The sequence below is a fragment of the Thermostichus sp. OS-CIW-29 genome (genome assembly GCF_054058195.1).
In genome coordinates this window covers 95,910-113,712 of record NZ_JBSSAB010000003.1, presented here as the reverse complement: position 1 = coordinate 113,712, position 17,803 = coordinate 95,910, and the positions used below count along the sequence as shown (strand labels likewise).

The window sequence follows — 17,803 nt, the reverse complement described above, 5'->3', positions numbered from 1 at the left end:
GACTTGTCAAGCCAGCCCGACCAGTTACATCAGCGGGTCGTGGGCCTTACTCGCGCAGACCCTCAGGTTGGGTTTCCAGAAGCTCCTCCCCTAGCTGATGAGCGGCAGCCACCATATTTTTCAGTGCGGGGATCACCTCCTCCCAGCGGCGGGTCTTGAGGCCACAATCGGGATTAACCCAAGTTTGCTCCACAGGCAAGTGGGCCAGTCCTGTGCGCAGCTGCTGCAGGATTTGCTCAACGCTCGGCACCGCAGGGCTGTGGACATCGTAAACGCCGTTGCCCACCTGGTGACGATACCCAGCCTGGGCAATTTGCAGCAGGGTTTTGTTGTTGCTGCGGCTGTTTTCAATGGAAAGCACGTCGGCATCCAGCCGCTCAATGTGCTCGATGATGTCCCCAAACTCTGAGTAGCACATGTGGGTGTGAATCTGGGTTTCCGGCTTGGCCCCGCCGGTAGCTAGGCGAAAGGCATCCACTGCCCAGCTGAGGTATTCTGGCCAGCGTTCTTTTTTCAGAGGTAGCCCCTCCCGCAGTGCCGGCTCATCCACTTGCACCATCACCGCTCCAGCCGCTTCCAGATCTGCCACTTCGGCTCTCAAGGCCAGGGCAATCTGCAAAGCCTGCTCCCGCCGGGGAATATCAACACGGGGAAAGGACCAGTTGAGCATAGTCACTGGCCCCGTGAGCATGCCTTTCACCGGCTTTTGGGTGTGGGACTGGGCTACTTGGAATTCCCGCACTGTCATGGGTTGGGGGCGAACCACGTCGCCGTAGAGAATGGGAGGGCGCACGCAGCGGCTGCCGTAACTCTGCACCCAGCCGTGTTCAGTGAAGGCAAAGCCTTCCAGCTTCTGGGCAAAGTACTCCACCATGTCGGTGCGCTCAAATTCCCCATGCACCAACACATCCAGGCCAATCTCTTCTTGAATGCGGATGCACTTGGCAATCTCAGCGTCAATGGCTGCTTCGTACTCCGCCTGCGAAACCTCCCCTCTTTTGTACTTAGCTCGCCACTGCCGCACCTCTGGAGTTTGGGGGAAGGAGCCAATGGTGGTGGTGGGCAAAGGTGGTAGCTGAACCTGCCGACTTAGGCGCTGCTCGTAGGGCAGGAATCGCTCGAAGTCCTGGAGCTTGAGGTTGGCCAAAGCCTGGCGCACTTGGGGGTTGGGGGGGCTAAACTGCGCAAAGCTCTGCCATTGCTGCTGGATTTCCGCCTGCTGGGCAGCAGTGTCTTCGCCGTTGAGGGCTCGCGCCAGGAGAGCTACTTCGGCCAGCTTCTGTTCGGCAAAGCTGAGGACATTTCTGAGGGGTTCCGGCAACTGGGCTTCCAGAGCAGCGTCGTGGGGCACAAATTGCAACGAAGCGGAAGGCTGCACCCGTAGGTTGGGAGCTACCCCCTGCAGCTCCTGCAGGCTGGCCAAGACAGTCTCAGGCTGAACCTTCCAGACATTCCGAGCGTCCACTACGCCAGCACCTAGGATCTGGTCAGCCGGAAAGCCATAGGTTCTTACCAGATCCAGGGTGTGGCCACGGGTAAAGTCAAGGCTAATGCCGGCCACCGGCAGTTGCACCACCCAGGGGTAAGTCTCCCCCAGGTCATCGAAGTAGGTGACCAAGTGGACGGGGATCCCGGCGGTTGCCAACTGGCGGTAGCTCATTTCCACAGCTTCCCGCAGGCCACTTCCCTGGCTGGTAACCAAAATGGGATCGTGAATCTGGACTTCTGGGATCCCCAGCTGTTTTAACTCCTGGAGGAGATCCCGGTACAGAGGAAGGAGCTTTTCCAAGTCCGCCCGCAGATCCCCAGATCGCTGGCTAAGGCAGAGCAAAGTCACTGGACTGAGGACAACGGGGCTGGTGCGCTCCCCTAGGATCCCTTGGGCCCGCCGAACTCTTTCCAAAAAATCCCCAAAGTTAGGACTGGGATCGGCTTCCGGCTCAATTTCGGGTACCAAGTAGTGGTAGTTGGTGTCAAACCACTTGGTCATTTCCAAAGCCGGCAGGCCCTCCCGCCCCCGCGCCATGGCAAAGTAGCGGTCTAAACCCGACAGATCTCGGAACCGAGAGGGGATCAGCCCCAGCCAGGTGGCCCAGTCCAGTACATGGTCGTAGAGAGTCTGATCCCCTACCGCAATGTGATCAATCCCAGCTTGTAGCTGAGTCTGCCAGGCTTGAGTCTCCAAATCCCAAAAGGTAGCCAGCAGAGCCTCTGACCCTAGGGCACCACTCCAAAAGCCTTCCAAAGCTTTTTTGAGCTCGCGGCGCTTGCCCATGCGGGCATACCCCAATGTCATGGTTTGTGCAGTCATGTTGTGTGCCATCCCAAATACTGAGTTTTCTAATTTTCCTGCGTTCAATTCGCCCTCAACTGGGATCCCGCCCGCCAAGGAAGAAACCGGCTGTTCCTCTCTTGCCTCTGGAACCCCAACAAAACACTGCCTTTTGCGCAAAAAAGATACTCAACGCAGCCAGCGATCGCAGTGGCTACTTGCCAGCCTACCAATTGAAGTCAGGAAGCCTGACATCTCACTCTTTCCTTCGCGTAGGCGGGCTGTAGATCTTGATAGATCTTGGTGCAACAGCACCCAAAATTTACTCTCTCCCGGCCAACTGGCTCAGAGTCTTGCTTGGGTTCTTGGACTTATTTCTACTGCTGAGGAGTACCGAAAGCTTGTGGGAGCAACGCCGGGAAAATGCTCAGGATAACGAAAGCAGAAACGAGCTAAAGCCAAGACAGTTACCATCTGTACCTCGCAGATGTTGTGAAGTTTAGAAAAACCATCGGCGGGCATTCTGACTGACACGGTTTTGGGGGACAAGATCTGGATCGGCAGCGAATGACTCTAGAGATTTGCTGCAGAACTTCTCCTAAACCGGATCACAGCTGCGGGACAGCGGCAGATTCTCACTGCTCTTTCCCCGTTTCCTCTGGCGGCTGATCCCCGTCAGAACCGATAGCTGAGCTACATCGTATCACGGAGTTCAGAGACGGGAGTAGAGTGCTTCAATCATCACCAAGCCAGCAGCCTTTGGAGCTACCAGACCTCACCTTTCACCCAGCGGTCTTGCAGGAAGTCATCGGAATCCTCTAAGCATCCTCCCCCCCTGCATTGCTCTCAAGATAAGGCAGTGATAGCTTAGCTGCCATAAGTCTTGTCCAGGAGGCAAGGGGGTTTGCTCCTTTTTGCTTTGCTGAAAAAGCGACAGATCGGGGTTTCTATGGCATCAAGCTTAAAAGTAACTGTGTGGTCTGTGGGCCTCTTCTTGCTGAGCCAGATGTGGGCTGGATGCGCTCAGAATGCTGCTGAGCGGACAGCTTTCGATCCAAAGCTAGCAGGATCCAGCGATCAAATCGTGCTGGCCATTGGAGGGGAAAGGGAAGAAGGATTTGATCCCACCCTGGGCTGGGGACGTTACGGTTCGCCTTTGTTCCAAAGCACTCTGCTGCGGCGGGACGAGAACCTTGAGATTGTAAACGACCTGGCGACTGGCTACACTGTCAGCCAAGATGGCCTAACCTGGACGGTAACCCTACGAAAGGATGCAGTCTTCTCCGATGGAAAACCTGTCACAGCAGCGGACGTGGCTTACACCTTTAACCAAGCAGCTCGGAGTGGTGGTCTGGTCGACCTAACCGCCCTAAAGGAAGCAGTAGCTATCGACACTCATACGGTGGAGCTGCGGCTGCAAAAACCCCAAAGTACTTTTGTCAACCGCCTCATCACCTTGGGTATCGTGCCTCAACATGCCCACGGGCCTGATTATGCTCGCAAACCCATTGGCTCTGGCCCCTACCGACTGGTGCAGTGGGATGAGGGGCAACAACTGATTGTGGAGGCAAATCCCTTATATTACGGCCAGACTCCTGGCATTCGGCGGCTGGTTTTCCTTTTCCTGGAGGAGGATGCAGCCTTTGCAGCAGCCCGAGCCGGACAGGTACACGTGGTTAGCGTGCCTCAGTCTTTGGCTAAGCAAACTGTTGAGGGCATGAAGCTTCACGCCATTCCCAGTGTGGATAACCGAGGGCTGATGTTCCCCTTTCCCCCTAAAACCGGTGCGACAACCCCAAAGGGATACCCCATCGGCAACGATGTGACTTCTGACTTGGCGATTCGCAAGGCGGTCAACTTCGCCATTGACCGACAGGCGCTGGTGGATGGAGTCCTAGAAGGCTACGGATCCCCTGCCTATGGCCCAGTCAGCGGTTTGCCCTGGGAAGAGCCGACCGCCAAGATTGAGGACAACAATCCAGACCTGGCCCGTCAGATTCTAGCTGAGGGAGGCTGGAGCGATAAAGATGGGGATGGGGTAGTGGAAAAAAACGGGCTGCGGGCTGAGTTCACCGTGCTCTACCCGGCCAACGACAGCATTCGCCAAGCCCTGGCCCTAGCTGTTGCAGAAATGCTGCGGCCTGTGGGCATCCGAGTCAATGTCGAGGGCAAAAGTTGGGATGACATCACTCCGCTCATGCACAGCAACGTGGTGCTGTTTGGCTGGGGCAGCCATGACCCAACTGAGGTGTACAACCTCTACCACAGCAAAGCGGCCCAGGGGGGATTTTTCAATGCCGGCTACTATGCCAACCCGTTTGTGGATCGAATGCTGGATCTGGCTATGGAGGCCCCCTCTGAAGCTGAAGCTATCCCCTTCTGGCGGGCAGCCCAGTGGGATGGAAAGCAAGGCTTTACTGCCAAAGGAGATGCAGCCTGGGCTTGGTTGGTAAACCTGGATCATACCTACTTTGTCCACGAGTGCTTGGATATAGGCCAGCCGCAGGTACAGCCTCATGGCCATGGTTGGCCAATCACAGCCAACATCACCCGTTGGAAATGGACGTGCAACTGAGGTCAGTTCTGCTGTTTCTGGCTTATAAGCTGACTCGGCTGGGGTTGCTGCTGGCGGCTGTGGCAGTCCTGACGTTTGCCCTGCTCAGCTTCTCCCCTGTTGATCCCGTACAAGCCTATGTAGGGGCCGACATGCTGCAGATCAGCCCAGCCCAACGAGACCTGATTGCCCAGCGTTGGGGGCTGGATCAGCCCATGCTGCTTCGCTTTGGGAACTGGCTTGGGCAGATGGTTCAAGGCAACTGGGGCACCTCAATGGTGTTCAATCAGCCAGTGGTGCAGGTCATTCAACAGCGGTTTGAGCTATCGCTGCCCTTACTGGCAATTGCCTGGCTGCTTTCCGGTTTCCTGGGAGTGGGGTTGGGGGTTTTGGCCGCAGCGTTTCAGGGCACTTGGGTTGACCGCGGTATTCGTCTTTACGCCTACACCCTCGCCTCTTCTCCCCCTTTCTGGGTGGCGCTGCTACTCTTGATCGCGTTTTCGGTAGAGCTGGGTCTAACACCTATCTGTTGCGCCGCGCCACCTGGCGCGTTGGCGGAGGAGGTGACTTTTTGGCAGCGCTTACACCACTTGCTCTTGCCTGCTTTCACCCTAACTTTCATCGGCGTTGCCAACATCACCTTGCACACTCGTCAGAAGCTCATTGACGTGTTGCACAGCAACTATGTGCTGTTTGCTCGTGCCCAGGGGGAAAGCCTGGCTGGGATCCTGTGGTACCACGGCTTGCGGAATATCTTGCTGCCTGCGCTGACGCTGCAATTTGCCTCCTTTGGGGAACTGTTTGGTGGCTCAGTGTTAGTGGAACAGGTGTTTGCTTATCCAGGACTGGGACAAGCAACGGTACAGGCAGCTTTGCGCAGTGATGTGCCTCTGTTGGTGGGCATTGTGTTTTTCAGCGCCTTGTTTGTCTATGCCGGCAATACCCTAGCTGACCTGTCCTACCAGATTGTCGATCCACGCATTCGCCTTGGCGGGAGGATAGGATGATCCCTTTTGCATCGCCTCGTGTTGCTGCTGCTGATGCCGATGGGGGGATGAAATTCTCAGAGTCCTCTGTCAAAGGAGAGCGCAGGCGGCAGACTCTGTGGGCAATTGGACTGTGTGCTTTTTTTTTGGTGTCTATCCTCTGCAGCGCTGGGCTTATCGGCGATACCGGACTGAGCCCGAACCTAACTCAGCGGAATCAGCCTCCTTCCCTGGCCCATCCCTTCGGCACCGACTGGCTGGGGCGGGATATGCTGGCCCGATCCTTGCACGGGATGTCCCTTAGTCTGTGGGTAGGCATGCTGGCTGCCGCCGTCAGCGTGGTGATCGCCGCTGTTTTGGGTTTGGTGGGTGGCACGGTGGGAGGCTGGGTGGATGCCTCGATCTGCTGGATGATTGACCTATGTTTCAGCCTGCCTCACCTGGTGGTGCAGATCCTTATAGCTTTTGCTGTCGGCGGCGGAGTTCGGGGAGTCATTGTTGCCGTTGCCCTCACCCACTGGCCCAGCCTAGCGCGCCTGGTGCGGGCCGAGGTGTTACAGGTCAGCAGTTCTGACTATGTCCAGAGTTCTTACCGACTGGGCCGCTCTTCCCTCTGGGTTGCCCGCTACCATATGATGCCTCACATTTTGCCCCAGCTCCTAGTGGGACTTATTCTGCTGTTTCCCCACGCCATTTTGCACGAAGCAGCCCTCTCATTCATTGGGGTAGGTATTTCGCCGCACCTACCGGCCATCGGCATTATTCTGGCCGAATCCATGCGCCACCTCTCCACCGGCTACTGGTGGCTGGGGGTTATGCCTGGACTGCTGCTGCTGCTGTCGGTCAAGGCTTTTGACTGGCTGGGAGAAAACCTGCAGGCCCTTCTCAATCCGCGTACGGCTCAGGAGTAGGGAAATGTTGGTGGTCTCCGGCCTAAACATTAGGTTCAGCCGATACGAGCGGGGGCTGCGCCGCCGCTACCTTCAGGTGATTACAGATCTGGATCTGGAGGTTAAGGCAGGGGAGGTGGTGGCAGTGGTGGGGGCCAGCGGATCGGGCAAAAGTTTGCTGGCCCATGCCCTCTTGGGTCTTTTGCCAGAGAACGCTACCCTGCGCGGTACTCTCCTATTTCAGGGGCAGCCCTTGACCCCTGAGCGGTGTAGGCAACTGCGCGGCAAGGCCATTGCTCTCATCCCCCAGTCTGTGGACTACCTGGATCCCCTCATGCAAGTAGGATCCCAGGTACAGCGGGTAGCTCGGCTCAGCGGTGCCTCCCAAGGCGAGGCCCGTAGAGCAGTGAGCCGCATCTTTGCCCGCTATAGCTTGCCGCCGGGAACAGAGGGCCTCTACCCTTTCCAGCTCTCCGGAGGCATGGCACGGCGGGTGCTGGTATCGACGGCGGCAGTTAGCAGAGCCAAGCTGGTGATAGCCGACGAGCCTACGCCAGGCTTGGACGCGGAGGTGGTGGCTGAGACCCTTGCCCATCTGCGGGAGCTGGCCCAGGAGGGCCGAGGCGTTATGTTGATTACACACGATATTCAGGCGGCGTTGTCGGTGGCAGATCGAGTGGCAGTCTTCTATGCGGGCACTACAGTCGAGTTGGCCTCGGCTCAGGATTTCGAAAGGGGAAACTTGCGCCACCCCTACACTCAAGCTCTGTGGCGATCCCTGCCCCAAAATGAGTTTGCTCCCCTGCCGGGCAACCAGCCTGACCCTGAGGCACTGCCTGCGGGTTGTTTGTTTGGGGATCGCTGCCCCTGGGCAAGTGAAATCTGTCGAGCTGAGCGTCCGCCTCTGCGGGCGGTTGGAGGAGGTTGGGTGAGGTGTATCCATGCTCAAGGGTGAGCATCTCTGGTTTCGCTATGGACGGCATCTGCCTTGGGTGGTGCAAGATCAGACCCTTCAAGTAGAACTTGGGGAAGTCGTAGGGCTGATGGCTCCCTCTGGTTTTGGCAAAACTACTCTGGCCAAGTTGCTGGCGGGCTACCTTACCCCCAGCCAAGGTCGGGTGAGTGTGACAGGGCAGCCTTTGCCTCGGCGAGGGTACTGCCCAGTGCAGCTTGTCTTTCAACATCCAGAGCAGGCCGTTAACCCCCACTGGCGCATAGCTCAGGTCTTGCGGGAAGGGCCTCCTCCCCAGCCAGAGGTTCTCCACACCTTAGGCATTTCCCCCAGTTGGCTCAACCGCTATCCCCATGAGCTAAGCGGGGGAGAATTGCAGCGGGTTGTCATCGCCCGGGTTCTCAACCCACAAACTCGCTATTTGATTGCAGATGAGATGACAGCCATGCTCGACGCCAATACCCAAGCCCTGATCTGGCAAGCTGTCTTGGCCTATGGGCGGGCACATCAGATGGGGCTTTTGGTCATCAGTCATGATCGCTTTCTCCTGGAACGGCTCTGCAGCCGCTACGTCATCATGACCAGCCATGACCCCTATCTGGTGGAGCGGGCCGGCCACCGGGTGGTGCGCATGGAGGGAGGGCGCCTGTATGATCTGCGCTGAGGGCTGCCGGGATCCCTATTTTGCTCTCCACAGGCTCTGTTGAGCTCCAGGGGGCAAGGGTCTGAGCCCATTGATTGTTGGATGGAGAACAGCATGCAATCTCTCTCCCGATTTCTCAATAAAATCCGCTATCTCCTACAGGAGACTTTTTTGGGGTTGCGGCGGGGGGGCTGGCTGAACTGGGCTGCGGTGAGCACCCTGCTGGTGTTGCTGTTCCTGGTGGGGATCGGCGTTGAGCTGTCCTGGGGTGTGGATGCAACGGTGCAGTCTCTGGGGGGACAACTGGAGATCTCCGTCTATCTGGAGCCGGAACGACAGGGGGTGGAGCTGCAACCCCAGGTTGCCCAACTGCCTCATGTGGCCGAGGTGAAGGTCATCACCAAAGACCAAGCTTGGCGCACCCTCTTGATCGAGATGGGGATCCAAGACGAGGCGGCCATGGAAACCCAGTTGGGGGAGAACCCCTTGGTGGATGCTCTGCGGGTTAAGGCGGATTCCACCGAAGCCTTGGGGGAAGTGGCGGAGCAGATTCGCCAACTGGAAGGGGTGGATGAGGTCTACTACGGCGACCGCATTGTGGAGCAACTGGCCCAGCTCCAGGACATGCTACGGCTGGGATCCCTGACCATTACCGGCGTGTTGGCCCTGACAGCGGTGGCGGTCATCACCACCACCATTCGCCTCATCGTCATGGCGCGGCGGCGGGAGATCGAGGTGATGCAATTGGTGGGGGCGACAGCAGCCTGGATTTACTTGCCCTTTATTTTGCAAGGGTGCCTGTTTGGGGTGATCAGCGCAGTGGGAGCTTGGGGATTGATCTTGGGATCCCAGCAGTTGCTGCAGGAGCTGCTGGAGCAGTTGATTGCCTTGCCCTTCCTCAAGGTGATGCAGGCAGATCGCAGCCAACTGGAGTTTTGGCTCTTGCCGTCGATGTTGTTGGGGATGGGGGTTTTTCTGGGCACCACCAGCAGCTTGATCGCGGTGCGCAAGTCGGCAGGGCGATGAGCTGGAGGCGATGCTGAGGAAAGCCCTGGATATTCCAATCTGAGGATCGCCATAGGATAAGATGATGGACTCTACTTCCCTGGCTTTCCAAGATCTGGCCGCCATGAACCCATTGCCTCCTCCCGCCCACCCCTACCAGTTCCGCGCTTTGGGCCTGATTAAGGGATCCCTGAAATCGATCCCCAAGACTTATGCGCAGGCAACCTTGGTTGCCTCTGACGGAGCAGAATATCCGGCTACCCCCGGACGCGCCGAGCTTCTCGGCCCCTTCGAGCACTGCATCAAGAGCGGCCATACCTACTGGTACTACGTGCAGCCGCAGCCGCGTTCAGGGGGGGCTTTGGGCTTGAGCATCATCCGCATCCTGGCCCTGCCGGAAGAGGAGCAAGACCCAGAGTGGGAAGAAGAACCGTTTTTGCCTGCCCCTGAGGACACAGAGGAAGGCTTTAACATCCGCGGCATTGTCGAGCCCCACGATGGCTTTGTTGAGGTGACCGTGCGGCGCAAGCCCCAGGGAACCAAGCAATTTGCTCCTCTGCAATTGCGCTTGGAAGGGTTCTTGCCCGGAGCTGTGGCGGGAGAGTTTTGGGATCTGTTGGCAGAGCGAGAGGGCAACAAACTGCTGTTGGTGGATGGTACCCGCCTGTTGACCGCAGTAGCCTAGCTATCTAGATTGGCCCTGCTTGAGAACCTTAAAATAAAACAAAGAGCTTCCCAACCGATGGTGTCTGCTGCCGGCTTGTCCCAACGGGTCGCCCATCTATCCCCTTCCCCCACGTTGTCCATTTCGGCTCTGGCTAAAGCCATGCAGGCAGAGGGGCTGGATGTGTGTAGCTTGAGCGCAGGCGAGCCGGATTTCGATACACCTGACCACATTCGGGCTGCGGCCATCCGTGCTCTGGAAGAGGGCAAAACCCGCTACGGCCCCACCGCTGGGATCCCCGCCCTTCGCCAAGCAGTGGCCGACAAGCTGCGGCAGGAAAACGGCCTGGAGTTCAGCCACGACCAAATCCTGATCAGCAACGGCGGCAAGCAAACCCTGTTTAACCTGGCCATGGTGCTGCTGGATCCCGGCGATGAAGTGATCCTGCCTGTTCCCTACTGGGTCAGCTACCCCGAAATTGCCATTTTGGCAGGGGCAAAGGTTGTGCAGGTGCAGACGGAAGAGGCCCAGGGGTTCAAGCTCACCGCCGCCCAACTGCGCCAGGCCCTCACCCCCCGAAGCAAGCTGCTGATTCTCAACTCGCCGGCCAACCCCACCGGAGCCGTTTACCACCAGCACGAGCTGGCAGATCTGGCAGAGGTGATCCTCTCCGCCCCCCATCTGTACGTGATCTGCGACGAGATCTACGAAAAGCTGGTCTACGGACAGGCCCGCCACATCAGCCTGGGATCCCTTTGCCCTGACTTGATGCCGCGCCTGATTCTCAGCAGTGGCTTTGCCAAAGCCTACGCCATGACCGGCTGGCGGGTGGGCTACTTGGCCGGGCCCAAGCCCATCATTGAGGCGGCCATCAACCTGCAAAGCCACAGCACCTCCAATGTCTGCACCTTCGCCCAGTATGGTGCTCTGGAAGCCCTGACCAGCCCCCTATCGGCAGCAGCTGTGGAAAAAATGCGCCAAGAATTCTGGCAGCGGCGAGATCTGATGCTGGACGGGATCCGCACCTTGCCGGGGGTGACTTGCCCGGAGCCGGAGGGCGCATTTTATGTGTTTGTCAACATCGGCCAAACCGGGTTAAGTTCGGTGGAGTTTTGCCGGCAGCTGCTCAAGGAACACCACGTGGCTGCTGTGCCGGGGGTAGCCTTTGGGGCAGATTCCTACATTCGCCTTTCCTATGCTGCCGATCGCACCACCCTCGAAAAAGGGCTGCAGCGGCTGCACCGGTTTGTGTCTTCCCTCTGAGAATTCAATCCGAGGATCGAAAAGAACTGAGGAAGCTCAGCTCCCAGCGGCTGGATCCCTGTAGGCCATTCCCAGCGGCGGGATCCCTATCTGAAGTGTGAACACTATTGCTTAACCCTAGCTATAGTGTTAGGGGATGGGCTACGAGGGGATAACTCATGTCTGGCAGAACGGCGCTTGTCATCACCGTTGCCTGTTTGAGTGGGGGATCCGGAAAGACCACAGCCGCCCTCAACCTGGCCATCATGTTGGCCGAGCATGGCAAGACGCTGGCCGTTGACTTTGACCCACAGGGCAACCTGAGCCAGTGGATGGGCTGGACGGATCTGTCGGAGTCGGCCACCATTGCCGAGACGATTTTGCCGGGGGCGGATCGGGTTCACATTCGGGAGATTATCCGTCCGCCGTTGAATGAGGATCGCCAGGAGCGGCTGTGGTTGGCCCCCAGCGATTACAGTCTCTCGCGGGCTATGGATGCGATCGTGATGGAGCCGGGGCGGGAGCTGTTTTTGAAGCGGGCTTTGCGACCGATTCTGCCGGAGTATGACTTTTTGGTCATCGACAGCCCCCCCTCGAAAGGGTTGCTCACCTACAACAGCATTCTCAGCGCCGATCTGCTGGTGGTGCCGACGGAATGTACCCAAAAGGGGGTGATGGGGGCCCTAAGTACCCTGGTGCTGTTGAAAGAATTGGAAGAGCTGGATTTTCATGTGCCCAAGTTTTTGGGGGTGCTCCCCACACGGGAACAGTGGGTGGGCAACAACCGCACCAAAATGTCGCGGGCCGCGGTGGAAGCCTTGGCGGAAATGATGCAAGGGATCCCCATTTTCACGCCGGTGCGGCAAAGTACAGTGGTGCAGCAAACCAACAGCATGGGCTGGTCCTTGGCGGAGGCGGGGGAAGATCTCCTGGCCCAACCTTATCGTGAGGTCCTCAAGGCTGTGTTGGAGGCCCGCTAACATGGCTACCGCCAAGAAGCCTCCCAAAAAAAAATTGCCCACCGGCCCCACCAAGGCAGATTTGCTCTCGCGCATGGGGGTGAATAAGCAGCCAGAGCCGATGGAACTTGCGCCTACGGCTGCCGATGGCGTTGAGGCTCCGCACCGTCCAGAGGACAACAGGGGGACGGATTCCCTGGATCTGCCTCACCCTGCGGCATTAGATGTTGAGCCCGATCCATCTGCCGCCGCCTCGTCCCCTCTGTGCCAGGTTGCCACAACCCCACCAGAGGCAGGACGGATGCCTCTCCTGGCCAGTGTGCTCTCCACACCTGAAGCTCCTTCTCGGGATGCGGATCCCTTGTCCAACTTGTCGCCCGCTCCGGTCGAGGTGGAAAGGGTTGTCTCCCCACCCCAGGTCAGTCTGGCCAAATGGGCCAATACTTCGCTGCCAACTGAAAAGCCAGCCGAGCTTTTGCCCCCTGCTACTGCTTGCACCGACAATGGGGTTCGCCGCAATGGCACCCCCAATGGGCAGGGTGCCCAGTCGGATCCCCGCGAGGCTCTGGATGCACAACTGGGCCTGCAAAAGCTTACCCTCAAATGGTCTGCCGAGAGGGTAGAAAAGCTGGGATCCCTGGAAAGCGCCACCGGCCTACCGGGCGAGATTTTGCTGGAAGTCTTGCTGGATCATTGGGAACAATTGCCCAAGCCCTTGCAGCAAGATTGCCTCCTGCAAGCCCACCGCATTCGCGTCGAGCGGCTGGTGATCAGCCAAAACTTCACCATTGCCACGATTGAGCAACTGCTCTTCACGTCAGCGTTGCGCAACAACAACGAGCAGCATCTGCTTTGAGTTCTGGCCGGTTGGCCTGGGAAATTCCCCCTCAAGATCTCCGCCAGTATGCCAGACAACAGGGATCCCTGTTCCTGTGCTAGGGTCAAAATGGTTCTGTTGGCTTTTCGCGCTTTTCGGCCTGTGCTCTCTCCCCCTCGCTACCTGGCGGCAACCCAACCTCATTATTCTCAAGCGTATTTCCCACTGATTTTCTATTTTTTCCTTCTCCGTATTTCTCCCATCCTTTAGGGGACAACATCGCGGCGGAATCTTCTTTAAGGCGACCAGGTTGTAGTGGAGCGGCAACAGTTGATGAAAGAACTTGATTTGGCCAAAGCTGTAGAGCAACGGCGCACCTTTGCCATTATTTCCCATCCCGATGCGGGGAAGACCACCCTCACCGAAAAGCTGCTGTTGTACGGGGGGGCCATTCAAGAAGCGGGAGCTGTGAAGGCCCGTCGGGCGCAAAAGCGGGCCACTTCCGACTGGATGGAACTGGAAAAGCAGCGGGGTATTTCCATCACCTCTACCGTCCTGCAATTTGATTACCGCAACATTCGTCTCAATCTGCTGGATACTCCCGGCCACCAGGACTTCAGCGAAGACACCTATCGCACCCTAGCAGCGGCTGACAATGCCGTGATGCTGGAAGATGCCGGCAAAGGGTTGGAAACCCAGACCCGCAAGCTGTTTGAAGTGTGTCAGATGCGGGGGCTGCCGATTTTTACCTTTATCAACAAGATGGATCGCCCAAGTCGGGATCCCTTGGAGCTGATGGATGAAATTGAGACAGAACTGGGCCTCAAGCCCTATCCTGTCAACTGGCCAATTGGCTCAGGCGAGCGGTTTACTGCGCTATTTGACCGCCGAACTCAGGAGTTTCATTTCTTTGAGCGGGTATCTGGGGGGCGGCTAAGAGTTCAAGATACCGTCATTAAACTTGGGGATCCGCAAATTGAGGAGTTGATCGACAAGGACTTGTATTACCAATTCAAGGAAGAGCTGGAACTGCTGGATGGTCTCATGCCCACCTTGGATCTAAAACAGGTGCATTCTGGCAAACAAACCCCGGTCTTTTTCGGCAGTGCCATGACCAATTTTGGGGTGGAGCTTTTCCTCAATGCATTTTTGGAGTATTCCTTACCGCCAATGCCTCACGAGAGCACTGCTGGGCTAATCCCGCCCGAACATCCTGAGTTTACGGGCTTCGTCTTTAAACTGCAGGCCAACATGGATCCCCGCCATCGGGATCGCGTTGCTTTTGTGCGCATCTGTTCCGGCAAGTTTGAGAAGGATATGGTGGTCAACCATGCCCGCCTCAATCGTCCCATTCGCCTATCTTATCCCCAGAAGTTGTTTGCTCAAGAGCGCATCTCCATCGATGAAGCTTACCCTGGGGATGTGATCGGCCTGAATAATCCCGGCATCTTCACCATTGGGGATACCATCTACACCGGCCCGAAGCTGCGCTACGCCGGGATCCCTAGCTTTTCTCCTGAGCTGTTTGCCTACTTGAAGAATCCCAATCCTTCCAAGTTTAAGCAGTTCCAGAAGGGGGTAGCGGAACTGCGGGAAGAAGGAGCTGTGCAAATCATGTACTCTATCGACGATTCCAAACGGGATCCGATTGTGGCAGCGGTGGGCCAGTTGCAGTTTGAGGTTTTGCAGTATCGCCTTGAAAGTGAATACAACGTCGAAACCCGACTGGAGATGTTGCCCTACACACTGGCTCGCTGGGTCGAGAATGGCTGGAAGGCGCTGGAGAATATTCCCAGCTTGTTTAACACCCTAGTTGTTAAAGACATTCAAGACAGGCCCGTTCTTCTGTTTAAGAACGAGTGGACTTTACAGCAATTTGCTGCCAGCAACCCTAAAATCAAGCTCAGCAAAATTGCCCCTATCTCGGATCTCGGCCCAGAATTGGGTGACGGCCAATAGATCAACCTAAGAGAATCCGTCTCAAAGAGCCTTAGGTTCTGACATTCAGTCGAGATGCCATTGGTCTCCACATCAGCGGTGTTGATAGGTGTTGATATCTTCGGATTTCTGAGCAAACCCCTCACACAGATCGCAGCAATTCCCCCATCTTTTTCCTGCATCGTCTAGGGACAGAGGGAGTGAACCATGCCTTTCTTCTCCAACCTGGGATCCGATTCTCCCCACTTTGGCGCTGCCCTCAGTGCTTGTGCGCCACTTTGCGAACGCTCCTTGTGGGGACTGGATCCGCAAGCCGTTTTTTTGAATCACGGCTCCTACGGCGCGACCCCGAAAAAGGTGTTGCAAGCCCAGAGTGTATGGCGGGAACGCCTTGAGGCTCAGCCGGTGCAGTTTATGGGAGAGGAACTTCCTCGAGCCTTGCGGGCGGCGGCAGCAGAACTGGCCCATTTCGTCGGGGCCGAACCCGAAAATTTGGTGTTTGTGGAAAATGCCACCAGCGGGGTCAATGCCGTTTTGCGCTCGCTGCGGTTCCGGCCAGAGGATCAGATCGCCTGCACCAATCACGGTTACGGGGCCGTTCGTCAGGCATTGCAGTACATCTATGCCCAGTGGGGAGCCATCCCAGTTGAGGCGCAGATCCCTTTCCCCATTGCGGGGCCAGAGCAGGTTATCGCGGCCTTCGAGGCCATCCTCACTCCCCAAACTCGCCTGGCGGTGTTGGATCACCTCACCTCGCCTACGGCTCTGATCTACCCCCTGCCTGAGCTGATCGGCCTCTGTCGGGAGCGCGGGATCCCGGTTTTGGTGGATGGCGCCCATGCCCCTGGGGTTCTCCCCTTGGAGTTGGAAAGGCTGGGGGCCGATTGGTACACCGGCAATGCCCACAAGTGGCTGTTTGCCCCGAAAGGCTGTGCCTTTTTGTGGGTGGCCCCCCACCGACAGGCCCAAACCCATCCTACGGTGATCTCCCACGGCTTTGGGCAAGGGTTCACAGCCGAGTTCGACTGGGTGGGCACACGGGATCCCAGCGCTTGGTTGGCCGTTTCAGCAGCCCTGGCGTTTATCCAAGGGGTGGGACTGGACAACATCCGTCAGCACAACCACACTCTGCTGCTCCAGGCGCGGCAGTTGCTCTTGGAGGCTCTTGAGGGGATCCCGCCCGCCCCTGAAGAAATGTTGGGCTTTATGGCCACCCTACCCTTGCCGCCCTTCTGGCAACAGTGGATCCCTGAGCTGCCTCTTGGGGAGCGCGCCCGTCGGCTTCACGATTACCTCTGGTACAAGTACCGCATTGAGGTTCCGATCATCCCCTTCGCCGGGCAGCTTTGGGTACGCATCTCGGCCCAGGTCTACAACCATTTGGCAGAGTACGAACAGTTGGCGCTGGCCTTGCAGCATCTGCCCTAGAGCTTTGTCGGTTGAGCCGCTTTCACGACATTGCAAGTATAGTTGCTTCGCACACCAGTAAAACGATTTCAGATCTACAGTCTCTACAGTCAATTCAGTTGAGGATGAGATGGCGTTACAGGTAGGATGGCATGCCAGTAGACCTCAGAAAGAAGCCTTGACCTGAGAGAGAGTCGTAGGGCATGTCCAGGAAGGGAGCAGACCCACAGACGTACAAAGCCGGTCATACAGCGGAAGGGAAGGGTATGGGAGTCGGTAAAAGCAGCGCGGAACGCTTGGGGAGCGTCTCAATCTAGTTTGAAGCGACCGCAGTGCTTTCAAGAGGGCAAGGATGCATGCAGATGGAGGAACTTCTGTTGATGAAGTGACAAGGCCTGCTTTTGCGAGTCGGACTATTCTACTGGCCAGTGTCTCATTGCTATTTGAATTGACTATCTGAAAAAGTCAGAAAACGTATCCCGCAGATCCGAAAGCCGATCGTTGAAGCAGGTAAGCCGATCCCCTACAGAGTTCACCAGCGTCAGATCTGCCCGACCGGTTGTCCCTTCAAATCCCAGTAGAGGAACGCTCATGCGGCTGGGATCCGTGGGATTCTGGGAAACGCGGATGACGGCTCGATCGCGGTTAAATTGATAAGCCTCGGCCACATAGCGGATGGGCTCGCTCAAGGTGGGATCCACCGGCAGCCCTGGGGCCGGCAGGAGATCCACCAGCTCGGTGAACGTGCCACTCCGCAGGCCCACCACGGCAGCAGCTCCCAACTGGTTACAAATGGCAATGAGAACCGGCTCTTGGGCAGTGGCGGTGAGGTTGGCCAAGGTAACCGTGACCGTGGCGCGGCTGGCTGCCGGCGGGTAGGTGACCTCAAAGGTGCGGGCAAAGGCATTGCCCAGCTCGTCGCGGGCGCGAAAGCGAAGCTGCCCGGTGTAGGGCAGGATGGAAGAAAAGTAGATGCCAAAGCGGTCGCTGGGACTCCGTCCGGGGATATTGGCCTGTCCGGGGACATAGGCAAGGGCAGCCCGGCTTTGCCACTGATTGGGCGGGGTGTAGGGCAGCAGCGGGCCACTGGTGAAGTTGGGGGGTTCTTTGGGGGGCAGATCCGGCTGGCCATCTCTGTTCAGATCCAGCCCATTGCCCAAGAAGGCCACCGAGCGCTGTAAGAGAATAGGACGGTTTTGGTTATCCAAAAGGGGATTCCGCCTTTCTGCCAGCCCGGCATTGTCCACATAGACATTAAGGGGGCGATTTAGGATTTGGTTATCCCGCTGCCGCCGCATGTTGAACTGTAGGTAGGGCCCCACTGCGCCCGCTGCCGGGGATCCCCCTGTAATTTCAAAATCATCTGCCCGCAGAAAGACATTTTCCAGTGGGCCCAGAGGAGTTGTTCCCTCGCCGCAACCGACCAAGCCAAGCGCTAAAATGGCCAAGGCTGTATAAGCTACAACAGAGCATC

General features: G+C 57.5%; 14 protein-coding genes and 1 riboswitch. Of the genes, 12 read left to right on the top strand and 2 right to left on the bottom strand.

Annotation, left to right across the window (positions count from 1 at the left end):
• Window positions 1-46 precede the first annotated feature (46 nt).
• Window positions 47-2,311 (bottom strand): 5-methyltetrahydropteroyltriglutamate--homocysteine S-methyltransferase, encoded by a 2,265-nt coding sequence (gene metE / locus ACVWZJ_RS02185; protein WP_457394309.1) that lies wholly within the window; start codon window positions 2,309-2,311, stop codon window positions 47-49.
• A gap of 457 nt (window positions 2,312-2,768) precedes the next feature.
• A riboswitch (cobalamin riboswitch) is annotated at window positions 2,769-2,973 on the bottom strand.
• Between the two features lie 248 nt (window positions 2,974-3,221).
• Here metE and ACVWZJ_RS02180 point away from each other — a divergent pair.
• The 12 genes from ACVWZJ_RS02180 (at window position 3,222) to ACVWZJ_RS02125 (ending at window position 16,350) form a co-directional block, all read left to right on the top strand.
• Window positions 3,222-4,847 carry an ABC transporter substrate-binding protein gene (locus ACVWZJ_RS02180; protein WP_457385430.1) on the top strand — a complete coding sequence of 542 codons (1,626 nt, stop codon included), beginning with the start codon at window positions 3,222-3,224 and terminating at the stop codon, window positions 4,845-4,847.
• Window positions 4,832-5,833 carry an ABC transporter permease gene (locus ACVWZJ_RS02175; protein WP_011429070.1) on the top strand — a complete coding sequence of 334 codons (1,002 nt, stop codon included), beginning with the start codon at window positions 4,832-4,834 and terminating at the stop codon, window positions 5,831-5,833. Before ACVWZJ_RS02180 ends, ACVWZJ_RS02175 begins: the two co-directional genes overlap by 16 nt.
• The gene (locus tag ACVWZJ_RS02170) at window positions 5,830-6,723 is read left to right on the top strand and encodes an ABC transporter permease (protein WP_011429071.1); all 894 of its coding nucleotides are present in this window, start codon (window positions 5,830-5,832) and stop codon (window positions 6,721-6,723) included. Before ACVWZJ_RS02175 ends, ACVWZJ_RS02170 begins: the two co-directional genes overlap by 4 nt.
• 4 nt (window positions 6,724-6,727) lie before the next feature.
• Entirely contained in the window at window positions 6,728-7,657 is a 930-nt protein-coding gene (locus tag ACVWZJ_RS02165) for an ABC transporter ATP-binding protein (RefSeq protein WP_457388008.1), read from the top strand.
• The gene (locus tag ACVWZJ_RS02160) at window positions 7,644-8,318 is read left to right on the top strand and encodes an ABC transporter ATP-binding protein (protein ID WP_011433476.1); all 675 of its coding nucleotides are present in this window, start codon (window positions 7,644-7,646) and stop codon (window positions 8,316-8,318) included. The genes ACVWZJ_RS02165 and ACVWZJ_RS02160 overlap by 14 nt, the downstream gene beginning before the upstream one ends.
• A 93-nt stretch (window positions 8,319-8,411) precedes the next feature.
• A complete protein-coding gene (locus ACVWZJ_RS02155) occupies window positions 8,412-9,323 on the top strand; it encodes a cell division protein FtsX (RefSeq protein ID WP_457388007.1) in 912 nt (303 codons plus the stop codon).
• A gap of 61 nt (window positions 9,324-9,384) precedes the next feature.
• Complete coding sequence (locus tag ACVWZJ_RS02150) at window positions 9,385-9,987, top strand: hypothetical protein (RefSeq protein ID WP_238376736.1); 603 nt, start codon at window positions 9,385-9,387, stop codon at window positions 9,985-9,987.
• A 57-nt stretch (window positions 9,988-10,044) separates the two neighbouring features.
• Window positions 10,045-11,229, top strand: coding sequence for a pyridoxal phosphate-dependent aminotransferase (locus ACVWZJ_RS02145; protein WP_457394306.1), 1,185 nt, complete (start codon window positions 10,045-10,047; stop codon window positions 11,227-11,229).
• A 158-nt stretch (window positions 11,230-11,387) separates the two neighbouring features.
• A complete protein-coding gene (locus ACVWZJ_RS02140; protein ID WP_011433472.1) occupies window positions 11,388-12,188 on the top strand; it encodes a ParA family protein in 801 nt (266 codons plus the stop codon).
• 1 nt (window position 12,189) lies between these two features.
• The gene (locus tag ACVWZJ_RS02135; RefSeq protein WP_041436605.1) at window positions 12,190-13,023 is read left to right on the top strand and encodes a hypothetical protein; all 834 of its coding nucleotides are present in this window, start codon (window positions 12,190-12,192) and stop codon (window positions 13,021-13,023) included.
• A 294-nt stretch (window positions 13,024-13,317) separates the two neighbouring features.
• Window positions 13,318-14,943, top strand: coding sequence for a peptide chain release factor 3 (locus ACVWZJ_RS02130; RefSeq protein ID WP_011433470.1), 1,626 nt, complete (start codon window positions 13,318-13,320; stop codon window positions 14,941-14,943).
• A gap of 270 nt (window positions 14,944-15,213) precedes the next feature.
• Window positions 15,214-16,350 (top strand): aminotransferase class V-fold PLP-dependent enzyme, encoded by a 1,137-nt coding sequence (locus tag ACVWZJ_RS02125; protein WP_457394357.1) that lies wholly within the window; start codon window positions 15,214-15,216, stop codon window positions 16,348-16,350.
• 431 nt (window positions 16,351-16,781) lie between these two features.
• Here the strand turns inward: ACVWZJ_RS02125 and ACVWZJ_RS02120 are convergent, their stop codons facing one another.
• Entirely contained in the window at window positions 16,782-17,777 is a 996-nt protein-coding gene (locus tag ACVWZJ_RS02120) for a hypothetical protein (RefSeq protein WP_414351221.1), read from the bottom strand.
• Window positions 17,778-17,803: the final 26 nt, after the last annotated feature.